This is a genomic window from Dyella sp. EPa41, assembly GCF_016586165.1.
Taxonomy (GTDB): Bacteria; Pseudomonadota; Gammaproteobacteria; order Xanthomonadales; family Rhodanobacteraceae; genus Dyella.
The window spans coordinates 41,772-60,722 of record NZ_BCPR01000015.1 but is presented as its reverse complement, the minus strand read 5'-3'; the positions used below and the strand labels follow the sequence as shown (position 1 = coordinate 60,722).

At 67.4% G+C, this 18,951-nt stretch carries 19 protein-coding genes; 13 read left to right on the top strand and 6 right to left on the bottom strand.

The window, feature by feature from the left end:
• Positions 1 to 29: 29 nt before the first annotated feature.
• The 3 genes from JMF82_RS07225 (at position 30) to JMF82_RS07215 (ending at position 4,789) form a co-directional block, all read left to right on the top strand.
• Complete coding sequence (locus JMF82_RS07225; RefSeq protein WP_201313854.1) at positions 30 to 1,973, top strand: serine hydrolase domain-containing protein; 1,944 nt, start codon at positions 30 to 32, stop codon at positions 1,971 to 1,973.
• A gap of 142 nt (positions 1,974 to 2,115) precedes the next feature.
• A complete protein-coding gene (gene uvrD / locus JMF82_RS07220) occupies positions 2,116 to 4,311 on the top strand; it encodes a DNA helicase II (protein WP_201313853.1) in 2,196 nt (731 codons plus the stop codon).
• 121 nt (positions 4,312 to 4,432) lie between these two features.
• Complete coding sequence (locus tag JMF82_RS07215) at positions 4,433 to 4,789, top strand: hypothetical protein (protein WP_201313852.1); 357 nt, start codon at positions 4,433 to 4,435, stop codon at positions 4,787 to 4,789.
• 110 nt (positions 4,790 to 4,899) lie between these two features.
• Here the strand turns inward: JMF82_RS07215 and JMF82_RS07210 are convergent, their stop codons facing one another.
• From JMF82_RS07210 to JMF82_RS07200, 3 genes are all read right to left on the bottom strand, one after another.
• Positions 4,900 to 6,156 (bottom strand): heme biosynthesis HemY N-terminal domain-containing protein, encoded by a 1,257-nt coding sequence (locus tag JMF82_RS07210; protein WP_201313851.1) that lies wholly within the window; start codon positions 6,154 to 6,156, stop codon positions 4,900 to 4,902.
• Positions 6,153 to 7,244 (bottom strand): uroporphyrinogen-III C-methyltransferase, encoded by a 1,092-nt coding sequence (locus JMF82_RS07205; RefSeq protein ID WP_201313850.1) that lies wholly within the window; start codon positions 7,242 to 7,244, stop codon positions 6,153 to 6,155. Before JMF82_RS07205 ends, JMF82_RS07210 begins: the two co-directional genes overlap by 4 nt.
• 105 nt (positions 7,245 to 7,349) lie before the next feature.
• Positions 7,350 to 8,120, bottom strand: coding sequence for a uroporphyrinogen-III synthase (locus JMF82_RS07200; RefSeq protein ID WP_201313849.1), 771 nt, complete (start codon positions 8,118 to 8,120; stop codon positions 7,350 to 7,352).
• An 88-nt stretch (positions 8,121 to 8,208) separates the two neighbouring features.
• Here JMF82_RS07200 and JMF82_RS07195 point away from each other — a divergent pair, with 88 nt between their 5' ends.
• The 3 genes from JMF82_RS07195 (at position 8,209) to JMF82_RS07185 (ending at position 9,793) form a co-directional block, all read left to right on the top strand.
• Positions 8,209 to 8,691 (top strand): YiiD C-terminal domain-containing protein, encoded by a 483-nt coding sequence (locus tag JMF82_RS07195; RefSeq protein ID WP_201313866.1) that lies wholly within the window; start codon positions 8,209 to 8,211, stop codon positions 8,689 to 8,691.
• Between the two features lie 50 nt (positions 8,692 to 8,741).
• Positions 8,742 to 9,155, top strand: coding sequence for a hypothetical protein (locus JMF82_RS07190; RefSeq protein WP_201313848.1), 414 nt, complete (start codon positions 8,742 to 8,744; stop codon positions 9,153 to 9,155).
• A 194-nt stretch (positions 9,156 to 9,349) separates the two neighbouring features.
• Positions 9,350 to 9,793, top strand: coding sequence for a rhodanese-like domain-containing protein (locus tag JMF82_RS07185; RefSeq protein ID WP_201313847.1), 444 nt, complete (start codon positions 9,350 to 9,352; stop codon positions 9,791 to 9,793).
• A gap of 112 nt (positions 9,794 to 9,905) precedes the next feature.
• Here JMF82_RS07185 and JMF82_RS07180 read toward each other — a convergent pair whose 3' ends face one another.
• Positions 9,906 to 10,967, bottom strand: a complete 1,062-nt coding sequence (locus JMF82_RS07180) for a 2Fe-2S iron-sulfur cluster-binding protein (protein ID WP_201313846.1) — start codon at positions 10,965 to 10,967, stop codon at positions 9,906 to 9,908.
• A gap of 85 nt (positions 10,968 to 11,052) precedes the next feature.
• Here JMF82_RS07180 and JMF82_RS07175 point away from each other — a divergent pair, with 85 nt between their 5' ends.
• From JMF82_RS07175 to rmuC, 7 genes are all read left to right on the top strand, one after another.
• Entirely contained in the window at positions 11,053 to 11,493 is a 441-nt protein-coding gene (locus JMF82_RS07175) for a hotdog fold thioesterase (RefSeq protein WP_201313845.1), read from the top strand.
• On the top strand, positions 11,490 to 12,434 hold the full coding sequence (locus JMF82_RS07170) for a serine/threonine protein kinase (RefSeq protein ID WP_201313865.1): 945 nt from the start codon (positions 11,490 to 11,492) through the stop codon (positions 12,432 to 12,434). The genes JMF82_RS07175 and JMF82_RS07170 overlap by 4 nt, the downstream gene beginning before the upstream one ends.
• Positions 12,435 to 12,502: 68 nt before the next feature.
• Positions 12,503 to 13,006: a hypothetical protein gene (locus tag JMF82_RS07165; RefSeq protein ID WP_201313844.1), complete on the top strand. Its 504-nt coding sequence runs from the start codon at positions 12,503 to 12,505 to the stop codon at positions 13,004 to 13,006.
• A 75-nt stretch (positions 13,007 to 13,081) separates the two neighbouring features.
• Positions 13,082 to 13,516 carry a hypothetical protein gene (locus tag JMF82_RS07160; protein ID WP_201313843.1) on the top strand — a complete coding sequence of 145 codons (435 nt, stop codon included), beginning with the start codon at positions 13,082 to 13,084 and terminating at the stop codon, positions 13,514 to 13,516.
• Positions 13,517 to 13,769: 253 nt separating this feature from the next.
• Positions 13,770 to 14,942: a class I SAM-dependent rRNA methyltransferase gene (locus JMF82_RS07155; RefSeq protein ID WP_201313842.1), complete on the top strand. Its 1,173-nt coding sequence runs from the start codon at positions 13,770 to 13,772 to the stop codon at positions 14,940 to 14,942.
• A 26-nt stretch (positions 14,943 to 14,968) separates the two neighbouring features.
• Positions 14,969 to 16,171, top strand: a complete 1,203-nt coding sequence (locus JMF82_RS07150; RefSeq protein ID WP_201313841.1) for a DUF2252 domain-containing protein — start codon at positions 14,969 to 14,971, stop codon at positions 16,169 to 16,171.
• Positions 16,172 to 16,253: 82 nt separating this feature from the next.
• A complete protein-coding gene (rmuC, locus tag JMF82_RS07145; protein ID WP_201313840.1) occupies positions 16,254 to 17,699 on the top strand; it encodes a DNA recombination protein RmuC in 1,446 nt (481 codons plus the stop codon).
• Between the two features lie 328 nt (positions 17,700 to 18,027).
• Here rmuC and JMF82_RS07140 read toward each other — a convergent pair whose 3' ends face one another.
• Together JMF82_RS07140 and JMF82_RS07135 are read right to left on the bottom strand one after the other, a co-directional pair.
• On the bottom strand, positions 18,028 to 18,285 hold the full coding sequence (locus JMF82_RS07140; RefSeq protein ID WP_201313839.1) for a hypothetical protein: 258 nt from the start codon (positions 18,283 to 18,285) through the stop codon (positions 18,028 to 18,030).
• A 159-nt stretch (positions 18,286 to 18,444) separates the two neighbouring features.
• A complete protein-coding gene (locus tag JMF82_RS07135) occupies positions 18,445 to 18,798 on the bottom strand; it encodes a hypothetical protein (protein WP_201313838.1) in 354 nt (117 codons plus the stop codon).
• Positions 18,799 to 18,951 lie beyond the last annotated feature (153 nt).

The following is an 18,951-nucleotide window of genomic DNA, read 5'->3' as shown; positions in this document are numbered from 1 at the left end:
TTCGAACCCGATGCCGAGGGAAGCCCACGATGAAAACCATCGCGCCAGTCGTCGCCCGTAGCAGCCGGCTCCTCCTGGCGACGGCATTCGCCATGTTCTCGTCGCTGTCCCACGGGCAGATCCAGATCAACCCGCTGGCCGAACCCAAGGCCGCCACCATCACCCAGCTCGGCGCCCACGAACTCACCGCCGGCGACCTGCAACCGTGGCTCGACGGGCAGATGGCCAAGGCAATGTCAAACGGCAACATCGCCGGCGCCGTTGCCGTGGTGGTGAAGGACGGCAACGTCGTCGTGTCGAAGGGTTACGGGTATGCGGACGTCGCGGCGAAGAAGCCGGTCGACCCCGCAAGCACGATGTTCCGCGTGGCGTCGGTATCCACGCTGTTCACCTGGACGGCGGTGATGCAGCTGGTGGAACAGCACAAGCTCGAACTCGACGCGGACATCAACCGCTATCTCGATGTCCGCATCCCGCCGCGCGATGGCAAGCCGGTGACGCTGCGCGATCTGATGACGCATACCGCCGGCTTCGAAGACGTGCTCAGGGATCGCTACGCGACCGACACGGCTTCGCTGATGAGCAACGAAGCGTGGGTGAAGCGATGGGTGCCGGCGCGGATCCATCCCCCGGGCGAAGTGCCCGCGTATTCAACGTATGGCGCCGCGCTGGCCGGCTACATCGTGCAGCGCGTGTCCGGCATGCCATTCGATACCTATGTGGAGCGGCATGTCTTCACGCCGCTCGACATGCAGCACGCCAGCTTCCGGCAACCGCCGCCCGCCGGCATGCAGGCCGATGCCGCGCCGGGTTATCACGGGGCCGATGCCACGCCGCAACCGCCCACAGGGTGGACGGCGGCACCCGCGGATGCGCTTTCCATCAGCGGCGAAGACATGGCGCGCTTCATGATCGCGCACCTGCAGTTCGGTCGTGCCGGTGAAGCGCAGCTGCTGGAACAGGCCAGCGTGAAGGAGATGCACGGCTATCTGCGCACCGCCATCCCAGGCTTGCCCGGCATGGCGCTGGGCTTTGCGCGCATGGATCGCGACGGCCAGGCCATCCTTGGCCAGGGCGGCGACATCCCGGGCTTCCACAGTCTCGTGGCGCTGTTTCCGGAGCAGCACGCCGGCCTCTTCATCGCCGTCGAGGGCAACCCTGACGCCCGATGGCTGCGGCGGCAGGCCGATGATTTCGATGCGCGCTACTTCCCGCCGCTGCCGCAATTGAAGCTGCCGACGCTGGCAACGGCCAAGGCACACGCCGGCCAACTGGCGGGTCGTTACACCTCCAGCATCACGTCGCAAAGCAATGTGCTCTCCCTGCGTGCCCTGTTCCACGAGGTACGGATAGACGTGGCGGCCGACGGCACGCTGCGAATTCCGCAGCTCGGCCCCGAATCGTGGCGTGAAGTGAAGCCGTATGTCTGGGTGGACGATGCCAGCGGGCATCAGCTGGCCGCTCTCGTGCGCGACGGCACGATGCGCATGTGGTCGATCGATACGTTGTCGCCGACGCAGGTATTCCTGCCTGCGACCGAATGGACGCCGGCCCGCGTATGCACAGTACTCACCGTCCTGCTGGGCATTTTGGCGCTCATCGCCTTGTCCTGGCCGGTGGCGGCGCTGCTACGCAAGCGCGGCATCGGCCCGGCGCTGCCGGAAGGCGACGAGCGCTGGTATCGCCTCAGTCGCATCACCCCCGTCCTCTACCTGCTGTTCGCCGGTGGCTGGGCGCTGATGCTGCCGCGGCTGGGCGCACCGCAGCTGGAGATGCGCCTGCTGTTGCTGCAGGTCATGGGCTTGCTGGCCGTGCTCGGCACGATTCCCGTCGCCATCGAAACGCTGCGCGCGTGGCGCACGCCGGGCGCGTGGTGGCGGCGCATCGGCGGAATCGTGCTGCTGTTCGCGTGCCTCGGGGCGATCGCCTTCATCGTGCACTTCCATCTGTTGGGGCCGAGCTACAACTACTGACCAGCTGGCCTTTCCCTTGCAGGAGCGCACCCAGTGCGCGAAAAGCCAACGGAGCGGTGACGCCGATGCGCCGCGGTCGCGCACTGGGTGCGCTCCTACAGGGGAGAAAGCCCGGCGGCGCCGGGCCCGGTACAATGGGCGGATGGATGTCTCCCACCTGATCGACAAGCTCAACGACGCGCAGCGCGAAGCGGTCTGCGCCCCACCTGGCAACTACCTCGTGCTTGCCGGCGCCGGCTCGGGCAAGACGCGCGTGCTTACGCATCGCATCGGCTGGCTCACCCAGGTGGAACACATCTCGCCGTGGGCGATCCTGGCGGTGACCTTTACCAACAAGGCCGCGGGCGAAATGCGCGCGCGCCTTGACCAGTTGATTCCCGGCGGCACGCAAGGCCTTACCGTGGGCACCTTCCACGGCATCGCGCATCGCCTGCTGCGTCGTCATTGGCGCGAAGCGGGGCTGCCGGAGGGTTTCCAGATTCTCGATGCGGACGACCAGCAGCGCATCGTCAAGCGCGTTGTCACCGGGCTGGGCCTGGACGAAGCGCGCTTTCCGCCGCGCCAGGCGACGTGGCAGATCAACCAGTGGAAGGACGAGGGCCGACGCCCTGACAGCATCGAGCACCGCGATCATCCGATGACCCGCACGCTGGTGCAGATTTACCAGGCGTATGAAGAAGCCTGCCGTCGCGCGGGCCTGGTGGATTTCGCCGAGCTGCTGCTGCGCGCGCACGAGCTGTGGCTGAACAACCCGCAGATCCTGGATCATTACCGCGACCGCTGGCGTTACCTGCTGATCGACGAATTCCAGGACACCAACACGCTGCAATACGCATGGATCCGCGTGCTGGCCGGCAGCACGGGCCAGGTGTTCGTGGTGGGCGACGACGACCAGGCCATCTACGGCTGGCGCGGCGCCAAGGTGGAGAACGTGCAGCAGTTCCTGCGCGATTTCCCGGGCGCGAAGACCATCAAGCTGGAGCAGAACTATCGCTCCACCGCCACCATCCTGAAGGCCGCCAACAGCGTGATCGCGCGCAACGGCGGGCGCCTGGGCAAGCAGCTGTGGACGGATGGCGGCGATGGCGAGCGCATCGCGCTGTACGCCTCGTACAACGAACAGGACGAAGCCCGCTTCGTGGTGGAGCGCATCCGCGAGTACATCGCCGAACACGGCGAAGCGCGCGACATCGCCATCTTGTACCGGTCGAATGCGCAGTCGCGCAACTTTGAAGAGCAGCTGATGCAGAGGGACATCCGCTTCCGCGTCTACGGCGGCCAGCGCTTCTTCGACCGCGCGGAAATCAAGGATGCGCTTGCCTATCTTCGCCTGGCCTCCAATCGGCACGACGACGCCGCGTTCGAGCGCGCGGTGAACACCCCGCCGCGCGGCATCGGCGATCGCACGCTGGACGTGCTGCGCCGTCGCGCACGCGTCGAGGGCAGCTCGATGTGGGAGTCCGCGCTCAGCGAGCTGGGCGGCGGCAAGGAACTGGCCGGTCGCGCGAAGAACGCGGTGAAGGCCTTCCTCACCATGATCGAGGACATGGCGCGTGCCTTTGCCGGCACGGAAACGGGCAATGCGCTTGCCCTGGCCGAACAGATCGACCACGCGGTCACGCAGAGCGGCCTGCGCGACTTCTACGAAAAGGACAGCCGCGGCAACGCCGAATCGCGCGTGGAGAACCTGGACGAACTGGTCAACGTCGCCAGCCGTTTCGAGCTCACGCCCGACGACATCGAAGCGGGCCTGAGCGAACTGGCTGCCTTCCTTTCGCACGCGGCGCTCGAAGCGGGCGAAGGCCAGGGCGAATCGTGGGACGACTGCGTGCAGTTGATGACGCTGCATTCGGCCAAGGGCCTGGAATTCCCCGTGGTGTTCCTGGTCGGCATGGAAGAAGGCCTGTTCCCCAGCCAGCGCTCGGTGGAAGACGAAGGCCGCCTCGAAGAGGAGCGCCGCCTCGCCTACGTGGGCATCACGCGTGCCCGCGAGCGGCTGTTCATCACCTACGCCGAATCGCGCCGCATGCACGGCGTGGAAATGCTGGCGCGGCCGTCCCGCTTTCTCTCCGAGATCCCGCCTGAGCTGATCGACGAGGTGCGCCCGCGCGTGCAGGTGAGCCGCCCGCTGTATGGCGCGCGTCCGGGCGGCGGTTCGACGTCGCTGGACGAGCCCATGCCGCTGAAGCTGGGACAGCGCGTCAGCCATCCGAGCTTCGGCGAAGGCGTGGTGGTGAGTGCCGAGGGCAGCGGCGCGCACATGCGCATCCAGGTGAATTTTTCTTCGGCCGGCAGCAAGTGGCTGGTCTATGCCTATGCCAACCTGACGCCGATGTGATGCCGGCGGCGCCGGGAGGTGCCGCGCGGTATGATCGCACCGCTTCATGGGCGACCTGCCCGGGAACCAGTGGCGACAGCCGGGCTCCCAGCTTCCGACCCTTCAGCGACCAGGCCTTGCCATGACATCCAACGTCGAAGAGGAAGCCCCCATCGCACGCCGCCGTCGCCTGGACGACGACATCTGCGTCCACATCTTCACCGCGTCCGCCACCATGGTCGGTGTCTGCCTCACCGTCATCGGCATCCTGCGCGTGGTGATCTCGCTGCGGCGCGAGGACACCCTCGCCGACGACATGCTGGCCGTCAATTCGCTGCTCTACCTGGCCTCGTGCCTGCTGTCGTACTGGGCGCTGCGAACGCGCAACGTCAGCCGCAACTATCGGCTGGAACGCATCGCGGATGTCATCTTCCTGGTCGCCATGGTGTTCACGGCGATCAACGCGGGTTTCATCACCTGGGCGATTTCGGTGGGCTAGGCCGTCCCGCGCTTTTCCAGTGGTGGGAACGCACCCGGTGCGCGATGGAATTGCGTGGTGTCGCGAGGTTGATATCGCGCACTGGGTGCGCTCCTACAACAGAGCCGCGGCTACTCCGGCAGCCGCGGCACGCCGTGCTCGCTGCGCTCTTCCATCGCGATGGGTCGCGTGTCCAGGCGCGTGGAACGCGCGCCTTGCGGCAACGACGTGGCCGGTTCGCCGCGAGCCAGTGCGAGGGCATTGCGGTAACAACGTTGCGCCATGGCCGCGTCGTTCTGCCCGGCATAGACATCGCCCAACGCTTCCCAGGCGCCGCTGCTGGGTGACAGCGCCAACGAGCGTTCGAGGTATTGCGAGGCCTTGCCCCAGAGACCCAGGCGCACGCACATGCGGCCCAGCGTGAGCAGCAGTGCGGCATCGTTGGGATGCGCGTCCAGCCACGATTCGGCGCGGCGCAGGCGCGCCTCGATGTCTTCGGCGCCGAGCGCGCCGTAGGTTTCGATCAGCAGCGGCGACCATTCGCGACGCAGCGCCGACTCCACCTCGTCCATGGCCGGCAGCACCATGCCGAACGACGCCGCCTGGCGGGCGTAGGCATCGACAGCAGCCGGCACGCGGCGCTGCGCCTTGGGCAGTTGGGTCCACAGCGCATTGAGCGCGGCGGCGTCCGGCGCGCCACGCAACGAGGCGGCCAGTACCTGCGCTTCGAGCGCAGCGTAACCGCGCGCGCCGAGGGCGCCGCCCTTCTGCAACGGATCCAGCGCCATGCGCGCCCGACGCGTGTCGCCGGCCGCCAGCGCTGCCAGTGCGAGTTCGCGCCAGCCGCCGGGCGTGAGCTGGCCGTTGTCGGCATCGGTCGCGAGCAGGTTCACCGCCTCGGCCGGCTTGCCTTCGCGGCGCAGCACGCGCGCACGCAACACGCGCGCGGCACGCGGCGCCACCTGGCCGGCTTCGTCGAGCGTGGTCAGCGCGCGGACGTTCTCGCCACGGCGCGACGCCGCCTCGGCTGCCGCGAGCAGCGCCGGACCACGCAAGGCATCCAGGCGGGAGGCGCGATGCAGATCGCGCTCGGCATCGCCATGGCGACCTTCCATCAGCGCCACCAGGCCTTCACCCATTTTCTGCCGGCTGAGCCGACGATGGCGGCGCGTCAGCGCGCCGAACGGCCAGCGGATGGCAAACCACAGCGCGCCGAGCACGCCCCACGCCAACAAGAGGATGACCACCGCGGCGACCACGGTGGTTTCCGCTTGCCAGCCACGCAGTTGCACCATCACGTAACCGGGATCCGCGGCGACCCAATGCCAGCCGAACGCGGCCAGCGCCGCCGCGATCACCAGCAGCAGGATCCAGCGCCACAGCTTCATGGCTTGGCCCCGTTGGCATTGGCATTGGCGGGCTTGAGCGCGTGTACCGCGCGCAGGTTGCGCAGCTCGCTGAGTGCGGCACCCAGTTGCACCGGGGCGGACGGCTGTTGTGCCTGCAGCGCGGCCAGCTGCATGCGGGCCTGCTGCACGGCGGGCGCGCTGGTGTCGAACTGCGCGGCGATGCCGGTGTCGGCACGCTTGAGCGCGGCGGTGTAGGCATCGCGATCGGCCGCCAGCAGCGCGGCCTGCGCCTGCGCGAGATCGATGGCGGTGAGTTCGCGCGCGAAACGCGCATCGGCGACCGAGAGCGGCGCGCCATTGGTCCGCTGCACCTTCACCACGTTGCCGATGGCGGCGGTGATGCGCGACCAGCGGCTGGCCGACGCCTCGGGGCCGGCGGTATCCAGCGGTTTGAGCGGAAGCTCCAGCACGGCCGTGCGCAACGCGGACAAGGCGGTGAGCGAGGCATCGAGCGAAGCGGGCTGGCTCTTGGCGAGCGCCTCGCGCTCCGCACCGATGCTCTGTCGCAGACCCGAGAATGCCCCGTCGTTCACCGCCGCCAGCGCCTGGTCGGCGAGCGCATACGCCGCCGCGGCGCCCTGCGCATCGTGGAACAGGTCGTAGCGCTCCTTGGCCATGCGCAGCAGCGACTCGGTTTCATCCAGCAGCATGGCGTCGTGGCCGGAGAGCGTCTTTTCCGACAGCTTGGCCACGGCATCTTCGAGGTTGCGCGTGCGCTCGGCCTGGCTGAGCAGTTCCTCGCGCAACGAGCGGTTCACCTGGTCCGCATCGCCCAAGCGCTGGCGAAGCAGGTTGCGCTCGCTGTCGCTGGCCTTGGCGACGTTTTCAAGACTGTCCACGCGTTGCTGCAGCCCCTGCAGCCATGCATGGCCGGCTGCATTGCCCTGCTCCTGCTGCCACAGGCGCCAGCCCACGTAACCGGCGCCGCCGATGGCGACCAGCGACAGCAGCAAGGCCACTGCCAGGGTGCCGCTGCCACGCCGTGCGGGTGCACCGCGCGAGCGGGAAGAACCGGAAGGTGCGCCTTCCGGCGCCTCGGATCGGAAGAGGGAGTCGTCTTGGCTCATGGGCGACATGCTAACAGCCTGCCGCAGGGGACTCGCATCAAGCGGGCGTGAAAGTGGCCCGGCCGCAAAACAATGAAAGCGCGCCTACCGCCACCTGTCGGCACATCAGTGCGCGGCAGCGGCAAGCAGGTCGGCGGACAGCGCCGACGCAGCCAGCCGCACGCGGGCAAAACCCGCGCTGCGCGCCGCGTCGGCCAGCCGCTCGCTGCTGGCCACGGCGATGGCGCCGCAGAGTTTCGTCCAAGCAAACGCGGGAAGACCTTGCTGGAGGTTGCCCAACGCCTCGGCGCTCGACAGCAGCACGCAGGCATCCGCCGGTAGCTGCCGCAGCGCTTCGACGTGTCGTGCCTGCCAGCGCGGCACGCCGCGCTGGTACACGTGCACTTCGCGCAGACGCGCACCGCGCTCGGCCAGTGTCGCGCGCAGCACACCGCGGCCACCGGGTGCACCGATGAGCGCCACGCGCCGGCCGCGCGGGTCGGCCAGCAAGGGGTGGTCCAGCAGGCCTTCGCTGTCCTGTCGCAACGCCGGCGCCAGCGGCGCCTTCACCCCGTGCCGGCGCAGCGCCCGCGCTGTGCCCTGCCCCACGGCGAACACCGCGGCCTGCGTGCGCAAGGGCGCCAGGCGTGCGGCAAAGCGCACGGCGGCCGGGCTGGTGAAAATCAGCAGGTCGTCGCCGAGCGCCGCATGCAGGGCGTCGAGGGTTGGGCCTGATGCGCCAGCGGCATGCAGCGACAGGCCCGGCAACAGCACCGGCGTGCCGCCGCGCCGGCGCACCTCCCGCGCCAGCGACGAACCCGTGCCGGCCGGCCGCGTGATGACCACGGTGCGGCCGCGCAGCGCGGGCTGGTCGGCGTTCGAGTGTGGCGCGGTCATGAACCTCTCCATGGAAACCCTTGCAGTGTACCGGCGCACTTCCCATGTGGTGCGTAAACTACGCATTCCCCGACCCGACCTGGCCCCGATGAGCATCACCGAACGACATACCCTGGCGCGCAAGCTGGTGACCTTCATGCGCGATGAAATCCCGCTCGCGCAGAGCATGGACCTGAGCCTCGATGGCTGCGACGAGCAACACCTGTCGATCGCCGCGCCGCTGCCGCCCAACGTCAACGACAAGGGCTGCGCGTTCGGCGGCAGCCTGGTGAGCGCCATGACGCTGACCGGCTGGGGCCTGGTGGAACTGGAACTGCGCATGCGCGATCTGGATTGCGACGTGTTCGTGGGCGAATCCACCGTGCGCTACCTGGAGCCGGTGTGGAACGACTTCGTGAGCGAGGCGCGCCTCGCCGAGAGTGCGGACTGGTCGACTTTTTTCGACACGCTGGCCGCGCGTGGCCGCGCCCGTGTCGAAGTGACCTGCCGGGTGCCGGGCACCGGCGACAAGCCGGCGGCCACGCTGGAGGCGCGATTCGTGGCGAAGCGACGCTCGCCGGACGCGGTATGAAAACCCCCGCGAGGTTGGGCAGAATGAGGGCCTGACCCGGGGGATCCGCCATGCGCCGCATTCTGACCACGCTCGCCGTTCTCGCCACACTGTCGCTCACCGGCTGCGCCACCCAGCAACGCAGCGATGCGCTCACCACCACGCTCAATGCCTATGCCAGCGCCGTGCGCTGGGGCGATTTCAACGCGGCGCAGCAGTTCGTCGACCCGAAGATGCGCGAGGCGCACCCGGTGTCCTCGCTGGAGATGGCCCGCTACCAGCAGTACAAGGTGAGCGGCTACGACGAGGGCAAGGGCCCCACGCCCAACGGCAAGCTCGAGGTGACCCAGGTGGTGCAGATCAACCTGGTCAATGTGAACACCCAGTCCGAGCGCACCGTCTCCGACCATCAGACCTGGCATTACGACGAAGAAGGCAAGCACTGGTGGCTGGTCAGCGGCCTGCCGGATATCAGCCGGCAGTAAGGTGGCGGGGGGTGCGTCTACCCGGGCTCCCGCGCCATCTGGCAAGCCCATGACAGGCCCCGGTTCGTCCGGCTGACACGACCGCAGGAGCGGGCCTGGGCACGCCCGCCTCCCATCCCCGCTACCCGCCTGCCCTATAATCCCCGGTTCCATTGACCCCGCGCGGCCTTCGGCCGCGCCTGCGGAAGTTTTCCATGAACGATGTCATGCACAAGTTGCCCGAATTCATCGGCAACCATCTCGCGCTGGTGGCGCTGTTTTTCGTCCTGCTGCTGGCGATCATCGTGATGGAAATCCTCACGCTGTTCCGCAAGTACAAGGAGCTGACGCCGGCCGGCCTCACCCTGCTGATCAACCGCGAAAGCCCGCTGATGGTGGACCTGTCCGCCTATGCCGATTTCGAGAAGGCGCACGTGCCGGGTTCGCGCCACGTCGCGATGAGCCAGTTCGATCCCGAGCAGAAGGACCTGGCCAAGGCCAAGGACCTCCCGGTGGTGCTGATCGACAAGGACGGCCGCAACACCGGCAAGGCCGCGCAGCGACTGGTGAAGGCGGGTTTCTCCAAGGTGTTCACGCTGGGCGGCGGCGTGCTGGCCTGGCAGCAGGCGCAGTTGCCGGTGGCCAAGGGCAAGAACTGATCGTCCGCGCGCCACCTGTGGGAGCGCACCCTGTGCGCGACCGCGGCGTGTGGTGATCACCGCTCCGTAGGTTTGTCGCGCACAGGGTGCGCTCCCACAACAGAGCCGTAACTCACGTCTCGATGGCGATCCCCGCGCGACTGCCCAGGATCTGCGCCAGCACATCGGGCGCGTAGTCGAACGAGTCGTAGTACAGCCGGTCTTCCGGCAGGTTCGCATCGATGAAAAGCCTGCGGCCGGCATCGATCATCGCCGGCGGGCCGCTCATGTAGACGTCATGGCCCGCGAGGTCGGGCTGGTCTTCCAGCACCGCCTCGTGCACCAGGCCGACGCGCGCACCGTGGCTCGCCGCCTGATCCGGGTCGGAGATCACCGCGTGGAACGCGAGGTCGTGTGCCTTGCCCGCCCAGCTCTCGGCCAGTTCGCGCAGATACAGGTCCGCGGCGCTGCGCGCACCCCAGTAGACGCGCATCGGACGACGTGTCCCCAGCGAGAGGAAATGCTCCACGATGGCCTTCACCGGCGCGAAGCCGGTACCCCCGGCCATGAACACCATCGGCCGCTCGGAGTCCTCGCGCGGCACGAAGGTGCCCAGCGGTCCCTCGATGCGCAGCGTATCGCCCACTTTCAAGGTGTCCGCCACCCACGAGGTGAAGCCGCCGCCCGCCACGTGGCGCACGTGCAGTTCGATGGTGCCGTCCGCCTGCGGATGATTGGCGATGGAGAACGGTCGACGCCGCTCTTCGTCCAGCAGCACGTCGAGGTACTGCCCGGGCAGCCAGTTGAGGCGCACTTCTTCCGATACAGGACGCAGGTGCAGACCGAACACGTCGGGCGCCAGCATCCACTTGCGCGATACCGCCACGTCGAGCTGGCGGCGCGCGATGTCTTCCACCGAGGTGACTTCACGCGCCTCGATCACCAGGTCGTCGCGCGGCACTGCCTGGCACAGCAGGATCGCGTGCTGCGACGGCGCCGTGCCGCTCAAGGCCAGCGGCGGGTTGCGTGGATAGTCGCAATGGCCTTCGATCAACGTGGCCTTGCAGCTGCCGCAGACGCCGGCCCGGCACGAGTACGGCAACGCGATGCCGGCCCGCTGCGCGGCTTCCAGCACGGTTTCGCCCGGCGCGGCAGTGAAGTGGCGACCGGTGGATTGGATGGTGACGGTAAACACGTGGCGCATTGTCGCGGCGACAGCAGTCAGCCGACAATGAGGGTCCCCGCCCCCATTCACAAGCTTTTCCCCGGAGAATCACCTCATGGCCATCTGGAAACAGGACATTTCGCTCGAGCGCATCAACGGCTGGAGCGCCAATACCATGATGGAGACGCTGGGCATCCGCATCACGGAGGTCGGCGACGACTGGCTGCGCGGCACCATGCCGGTGGACCACCGTACCCACCAGCCCTACGGCCTGTTGCACGGCGGCGCCTCGGTCGTGCTCGCCGAAACGCTGGGCAGCACCGCGGCCATGCTGACGCTGGACCCGGCGCAGGAGGTGGCCGTGGGCCTGGACATCAACGCGAACCACGTGCGCGGCGTGCGCAGTGGCACCGTCACCGGCACGGCGCGCGTCATCCACATCGGCCGCACCACGCAGGTGTGGGAAATCCGCATCGAGGGCGAAGGCGGCGAACTGGTGTGCATCTCGCGCCTCACGATGGCGGTGATTCCCTCGCGCGTGGTGGCGCCGCGTTGAGCCTGGACGCGCCCTATCACGCGCTGGATCCGGATGGCGTGCTGGATGCCGTCACCGCCTGCGGGCTGTGGCCCGATGGACGGCTGCTGGCGCTCAACAGCTATGAAAACCGCGTATGGCAGGTGGGCATCGAGGATGCCGCGCCGGTCATCGCCAAGTTCTACCGTCCGCACCGCTGGAGCGATGCGGCCATCCTGGAGGAGCACGCGTTCGCGCAGGAACTGGCCGCCGACGATATCCCGATGGTGGCACCGCTGGTCTTCGGCGGACGCACCCTGCTGCATCACGCCGGCTTTCGCTATGCGCTCACGCCGCGCCGCGGCGGACGCGCGCCGTCGCTGGAATCGACCGAACAGCTGGAATGGCTTGGACGGCTGATTGCGCGCATCCATGGCGTAGGCGCGCGGCAGCCGTTCCAGCACCGCGGGCGCGTCGACCGCGCCACGCTGATCGAACAGCCGATGCGGGCCGTGCTCGCCTCTTCGCTGTTGCCGCCGTCACTGCATGCCGCCTACCGCGCGGCCGCCGAACGGGTGGACCAGGCCGTGGCCATGCGCCTTGAATCCGTGGGCCCGGTGCGTGCGTTGCGCCTGCACGGCGACTGCCATCCGGGCAACGTGCTGTGGACCGACCATGGCCCGCATTTCGTCGACCTCGACGACGCCCGCATGGGTCCGGCGGTGCAGGACCTGTGGATGCTGGCCAACGATGAGGCCGGCATGCAGGCCCTGCTCGAGGGCTACCAGCAGATGCGCGAGTTCGACTTCACCGAACTGGCCCTGGTGCCCGCGCTGCGCGCCATGCGCCAGCTGCATTACGCCGGCTGGATCGCCGCCCGCTGGCATGACCCCGCCTTTCCCGCCGCCTTCCCGTTCGCGGCCGAACCGCGCTGGTGGGAGCAGCACATCACGGACCTGCACGAACTCGCCGACGACTTGTAGGCCCCCGTCTTGTCGGCGCAACCACGACTTGCTATCAAAGGCGCCGGGGAACCAGGGGGGAAAACCAGATGAGCGTGCTACCGGTGACGCACAGGCTTGTGCGTGCGCTTTGCATCGGCCTGGGTTTGGGGGCCATGGCGGGTATCGTGGTCTGCCTGATGCAGGCGGCGCAGCCGTCCATCCTGGCGCGGCTGTTCGCGGGCTTGGCGGCGATCCTCTATGCCGGCATCGGCGTCGCCGCCTACGGCCTATGGCGTGGACATCGCCTGGGCCTGCACTGGACCCGATGGCTGCTGTTGTTGCAGGTGCCGGTGGTGCAGACGCCATGGCTGGTCTACAACCTGTTCGCGGGCGCGGCGCTGGATGTCTATGTCGGCACCACCTCCGGCGTGTGGGCGAACGTGGGGGCCAGCTTCAACTGGTTCTTCGGCAACTCCGGTCGCAGCGGACACATGGCCGGCGTCAACCTCGTGGCGCTGATCGCCCTCCTGCTGCTCGGCCGCGTGCGCCTTGAACGCAAGCGAAACCACGTTTTCGCCACGCCGCTGGAAGTGCTGGCCGCACAGGACTAAGGCGATACTTGCGCGGTGTCGCCTTTCGGCCGCCGCGCCTTCCGCTATGCTCCGGGCTTTTGGGCGAGTACGCACGTGCGCCATTTCCTGTTCCGACTGATCGGCATCCTCGAGGTGGCCGGTGGCTTCTTCGGCATGGTCAACATGCTGCGCCGGCTGTTGCCGTTCGGTTCGCACGACTCGCTGGTCGCGGTGATCGGCCTGATCCTCTACGCGTTCGTGCTGGTGGCCGGCGTGCTGCTGCTGGAAAACAGCGAGCGCGGCGTGACGTTCTCAAGCTGGGCGCAGCTGCTGCAGCTGCCGTTGATCGCCACGCCGATCTTCAGCTATGCCCTGCATTGCGGCGGCTTCGTCAACGTGTTCGCCACGCTGCACTTGCCGGTGCGGCTGGGCCTGGACTGGCACTTCGGCAGCGAGGGCTTCCTGCTCGCGGTGGCGGGACCGGCGGTGTCGCGGATCGGTATCAACCTGCTGGCCTTGTTGTCCTGGCTGGCCCTGCGGCTGCGCTGAGCCACTGCTTTCACTCCCTCTCCCCAGCGGGGAGAGGGTTGGGGTGAGGGGGCAATCTTGCGATAGCGTCGCCCCGAGCTCTCAAAAGGGCCAACGCCAAAGGAGTGGGAGTGCGAGGCAAGACCCGCCCCTCGCCCCGGCCCTCTCCTCGCTCCTCAAAGCCGCGGCCATCCATGGCCGCTTCCCGCGTGCCCCAAAGGGGCGAGGGAGTAAAGAAAAGCGGCCACTTCCGCGCACCGGCTATCATGTGCGGATGAATACCCCCGCTTCCCTCCCCGTCATCCGCCTCAAGACCGACCGCGCTCCCGGCCACCCCTGGGTGTGGTCGGCCCAGGTGCACAAGCCCGAGAACCGCCTGCCGCCCGGCAGCGTGGTCGACGTGGAGGACGCCAAGGGGCGTTTCGTGGGGCGTGGCTTCTGGAACGGCCATGCGCGCATCGCGCTGCGCCTGCTCACCGCCGATCCCAGCGAAAGCATCGATGCCGAATGGATCGCGGCGCGCATCGACCGCGCCATCGGCCTGCGCCAGGAACTGCTGCAGCTCGACCGCGTCAGCGATGCCTGGCGCGTGGTGCACAGCGAAGGCGACGGGCTCTCCGGCCTGGTGGTGGATCGCTATGCCGACATCCTGGTGATCGAATACTTCGCCGCCGGCATGTGGCGCTTCCGCGAGGCGATCCACGCCGCGCTGCTGCGTCATTTCCCCGGCGCGCGGCTGTACTGGTTCGCCGAGAACCACGTGCAGAAGCAGGAATCCTTCGACTGCCGTTCGCCCGAGGCGCCCGCACCGGTGGAAGTGCACGAGCACGGCCTGCGTTTCCACGCGGCGCCGGGTTATGGCCACAAGACCGGCTTTTTTGCCGACCAGCGCGAGAATCGCCATCACTTCGCCCGCCTCGCCAAGGGCCGTCGCGTGCTGGACCTGTGCTGCAATTCGGGCGGTTTCGCCGTGCATGCGTTGGCGGCCGGCGCGCAGTCGGCCACCGGCGTGGACATGGATCCGGGCATCCTGGGCATCGCCCGCACCAACGCGGCGGCCAACGACGTGCCGGCCGTGTTCGAAGCCGCCGACATCTTCGACTGGCTGCGCAACGCGGTGGAGCGTGGCGAACAGTACGACGCGGTGATCCTCGATCCGGCCAAGCTCACCCGCGACCGCAACAAGGTGTTCGACGCGCTGAAGAAATACTTCGCGATGAATCGCCTCGCGCTCGACGTGATCCCGCCGGGCGGCCTGCTGCTGACCTGCTCGTGCACGGGCCTGGTCAGCGAGGCGGATTTCCTGGAGATGCTGCGTCGCGTGGCGCTCAACGCGGGCCGTGAGATCCAGGTGCTGCACGTGGCCGGCGCCGGCGCCGACCATCCGTTCCGCAGCGACGTGCCGGAAGGGCGCTACCTGAAGGCCGTGTTCTGTCGCGTGATGTAAGTGCCAAGCCGCGTGGAGGGCGTGACATGACCGATGTCGTCGATTCCATCCGCAACTACAACGCCAAGCGCGATCCCGAGCGCCTGCAGCGCAAGTACGTGGCCATGCGCCACGATCCGTTCACGTTCCTGCGCGGCACCTGCCACCTCTTCTACGAGCAGCTTCCCGAGGCGAAATGGCTGGCCAAGGCGCCGCCGGTGTGGGTCTGCGGCGACCTGCACCTGGAAAACATGGGCAGCTACAAGGGCGACAACCGCCTCGTCTATTTCGACCTCAACGATTTCGACGAAGCGGCGCTCGCGCCCAGCTCGTGGGAACTCGTGCGCCTGCTGACCAGCGTGCACATGGCCGCCGGCAGCCTGCACCTGAGCCCGGCGCAGGCCGACCACCTCTGCCGTGATTTCCTGGACACCTATGCGGGCGAACTTCGGGCCGGCAAGGCGCGCTGGGTGGAGCGTGACATGGCCACCGGCATGGTGGGCGAGCTGCTCGACGGCTTGCGCGGTCGCCTGCGCCCGCCGTTCCTGGACAGCCGCACCATCCGCAAGGGCAAGCATCGCAGCCTGCGCATCGACGGGCGTCGCGCCTTGCCGGTGACCGACAAGCAGCGCGACAAGGTGGCTGCCTTGATCGACGGCATCGCCGCCCGCGAAGACAAGCCCCGCTTCTACCGCGTGCTGGACGTGGCGCGTCGCATCGCCGGCACCGGCAGCCTCGGCGTCGACCGCTTCGCCATCCTGGTCGAGGGCAAGGGTTCGCCCGACGGCAACTACCTGCTCGACCTCAAGCAGGCTCGGCCCTCCTCCCTCGCGCCGTATCTTGAACTTCGCCAGCCCGAGTGGCGCACCGACGCCGAGCGCGTGGTGGCGGTGCAGGCGCGCATGCAGGCGATCAGCCCGGCCTTCTTCCGCGCGGTCACCATGGGACGCAAGTCGTACGTATTGCGCGGCCTGCAGCCCACCGAAGATCGTCTCGCGCTGGCCGACTGGCGCGGCAACCTGGATCGCCTCGAAGGCGTGCTGCAGACCATGGGCAAGCTGGTGGCGTGGGCCCAGCTTCGCAGCAGCGGCCGCGACGGCTCGGCCACGGCCGACCAGTTGATCGCCTTCGGCGAAAAGCACCGCTGGCAGGCCCCCTTGCTGGGCTTGGCCAAGCGCTGCACGAAGCAGGTGCAGCGCGACTGGAAGGCCTATTGCAAGGCCTTCGACAAGGGTGCCTTCCCGACCTAGCCATGCAGGCGCCGCTCAGCCCAATCCCGGTCGCTGAGACAACAACGCGTACACTTGGCACCCTGTACTGCCGGGTGCCGCCATGTCCGTGACTGAAATCCTGTTGATCGTCCTCGTCGTCGCCGTGCTGGCGCTGATCGTGTTGCAGGTGATGAACCTGCAGCGCCATCGCGACGACGGCAGCCTGACGGCGCGACTGGACGCGCTGAAGGACGACAATCGCCACCTGCGCGAAGCGCTGGCGCAGGAGCAGCGCGCCGGTCGCGGCGAGATGAGCCAGACGCTGGGGCAGTTCCGCTCGCTGGTGCAGGAGCAGTTGGGCGGCATGAGCGCCCAGCAGCACGAGCGCATCGGCCAGTTCGGCCAGCGCCTGGACGTGCTCACCGAGCGCACCGACGCCGGCCTGCAGGCGCTGGCCCAGCGCCTGACCGAGGATGCGCGCCACAGCCGCGAGGAACTCACTCTCGCCCTCAACCGTTTCGGCGAACAGCAGCAGCAGCGCCTTGCCGCGCTCACCGCCGACAACGAAAAGCGCCTCAACGAAGTGCGCGCCACGCTGGAAACCAAGCTCAAGGCGATCCAGGACGACAACGCCGCGAAGCTGGAACAGATGCGCGCCACCGTGGACGAAAAGCTGCAGACCACGCTGGAAACGCGCCTGGGCCAGTCGTTCGCGCTGGTGTCCGAACGACTGGAGCAGGTGCAGCGCGGCCTCGGCGAAATGCAGAGCCTCGCCACCGGCGTGGGCGACCTCAAGCGCGTGCTGACCAACGTGAAGACGCGCGGCATCCTTGGCGAAGTACAGCTCGGCGCATTGCTGGAACAACTGCTCACCACCGAGCAATACGATTCCAACGTCATCACCATTCCCGGCAGCAACGACCGCGTGGAGTTCGCCGTACGCATGCCCGGCGCGAGCGATGGCGCACAGCTCTACCTGCCCATCGACGCGAAATTCCCGGTGGAGGACTACCAGCGCCTGCTCGACGCGCAGGAATTGGCGGACGCCGAAGCCGCCGCCCTCGCCGGCCGCGCGCTGGAACTGCGCGTACGCGAAGAGGCCAAGCGCATCCGCAGCAAGTACGTGGCGCCGCCGCACACCACCGACTTCGCCGTGCTGTTCCTGCCCACCGAAGGCCTGTACGCCGAGGTCATCCGCCGCCCCGGCCTGTTCGAAACCCTGCAACGCGACCACCACGTCACCGTGGCCGGCCCCACCACGCTCACGGCACTGTTGAACAGCCTGCAGATGGGCTTCCGCACACTCGCCATCGCCAAGCGCAGCAGCGAAGTGTGGACGCTGCTGGGCGCGGTGAAGACCGAGTTCGGCAAGTTCGGCACCGTGCTGGAAAAGACCCGCAAGAAGCTCAACGAAGCCAGCAACGTCATCGACCAGGCCAGCGTTCGCACACGCGCGATCGAACGCAAACTCCGCGGCGTGGAGACACTGCCCGGAGACGAGGCGCAGCAGTTGCTGGGCGAAGCGCCTGCGCTGGAAGAAAGCAGTGAGGATGATGCGGAAGTCTGATCGGGGCCGGCATTGAGTAGAAAACGGTGCCCAATGTCAGGGCAAGCTAACTTTGGGCATCTGGGACACACCTGCTTTTCCGTGGGCTAAGCAAAATCGCTGTTAGCGCCGGCGGTGAAGGTCACACTTGTTGCAATGAACATGCCGTCGCTCACGACGGCGCAGCGACCATACAGGCGGCAATGCCGGCCGCGACAGGTCAGCCTGGTCTCCGCCACCGCCGCTTGTACGATGGCGCGGGTCTGCCAAAGAAATTTCGCTAAAACATCCTTATCGCAGCAGCAGCCACGCACCTATCGACCATCAACCTATTGAACAGCGAGGATCATCACTTACGGCACTGATACGGACTTTCGCTAGTCAACGCTTGCCCTGTCTGGATATCTGCAATGAGAACTGTGGCACCGGGATGTGCAGAACACATGGCGTTTCTGACTGAATATATATGTGACCCTTCTGCAGTCATGGAAATGCCGGGAGCCAAGTCTCTGCCATTGGCATCCACTACCGATAACCTGTAGCTGCCGTGCTGAGTGATGCATCCACCCAACAGCACCGCGATCAAAAACGCAACAACCATCTTCATCGACGTGATCCTCAGGTAATAGAGCGAAACGCGGAAAGAGAAAATCTCTCGGAACACAGACGTCCGGCTTCGAAATGGACGCACCTAGAACTTCCCTGCCGCCGCCCGATGCCGATACAAACCTTCGGAGGTGGCGACCGGCAACATATCTTCTCGGCCTCACGAAGTGGCATCAGATAAACCTGAAAGACATGCGGTACTTATCCAAAGAAGCCGCGCACGGGTGATGGTGGTCTTGCCGATGGCGTTGAAGGTGATGTCGCGGTCGGCGATCAGCGCACCGTTACCGGCGATGTCGATGGTGCTGGCCGTGGCGACGATGTCGCGCTTGGCGTTGAGCAGGCCGTCACTCTGGCTAGTGATGGCGCCGTTGTGGATGATGTTGCCGTCGGCCACGATGGCCAGACCGCCGGTGCCGGCGGCGATGACGCCGCCCGTCGACGTGAGGCCGTTGACCCGTGGGGCGTTCACAACGCTGCCGCCGGCCTGGATGCCAATGGCGTTCGCTTTCATGGTGCCGGTGTTGATCGTGTCACCACTCGTGCGGACCCCCAGCTGCTGGCCGTGTAACCATGGGCGCCGATCAAGGCCGTCGTGAAGCGATGCGCTTTGTCGGCCTGCTTGCGCTTCCGAACGCGGTCAGCGATCCACGCGCGAGTGTCTCCT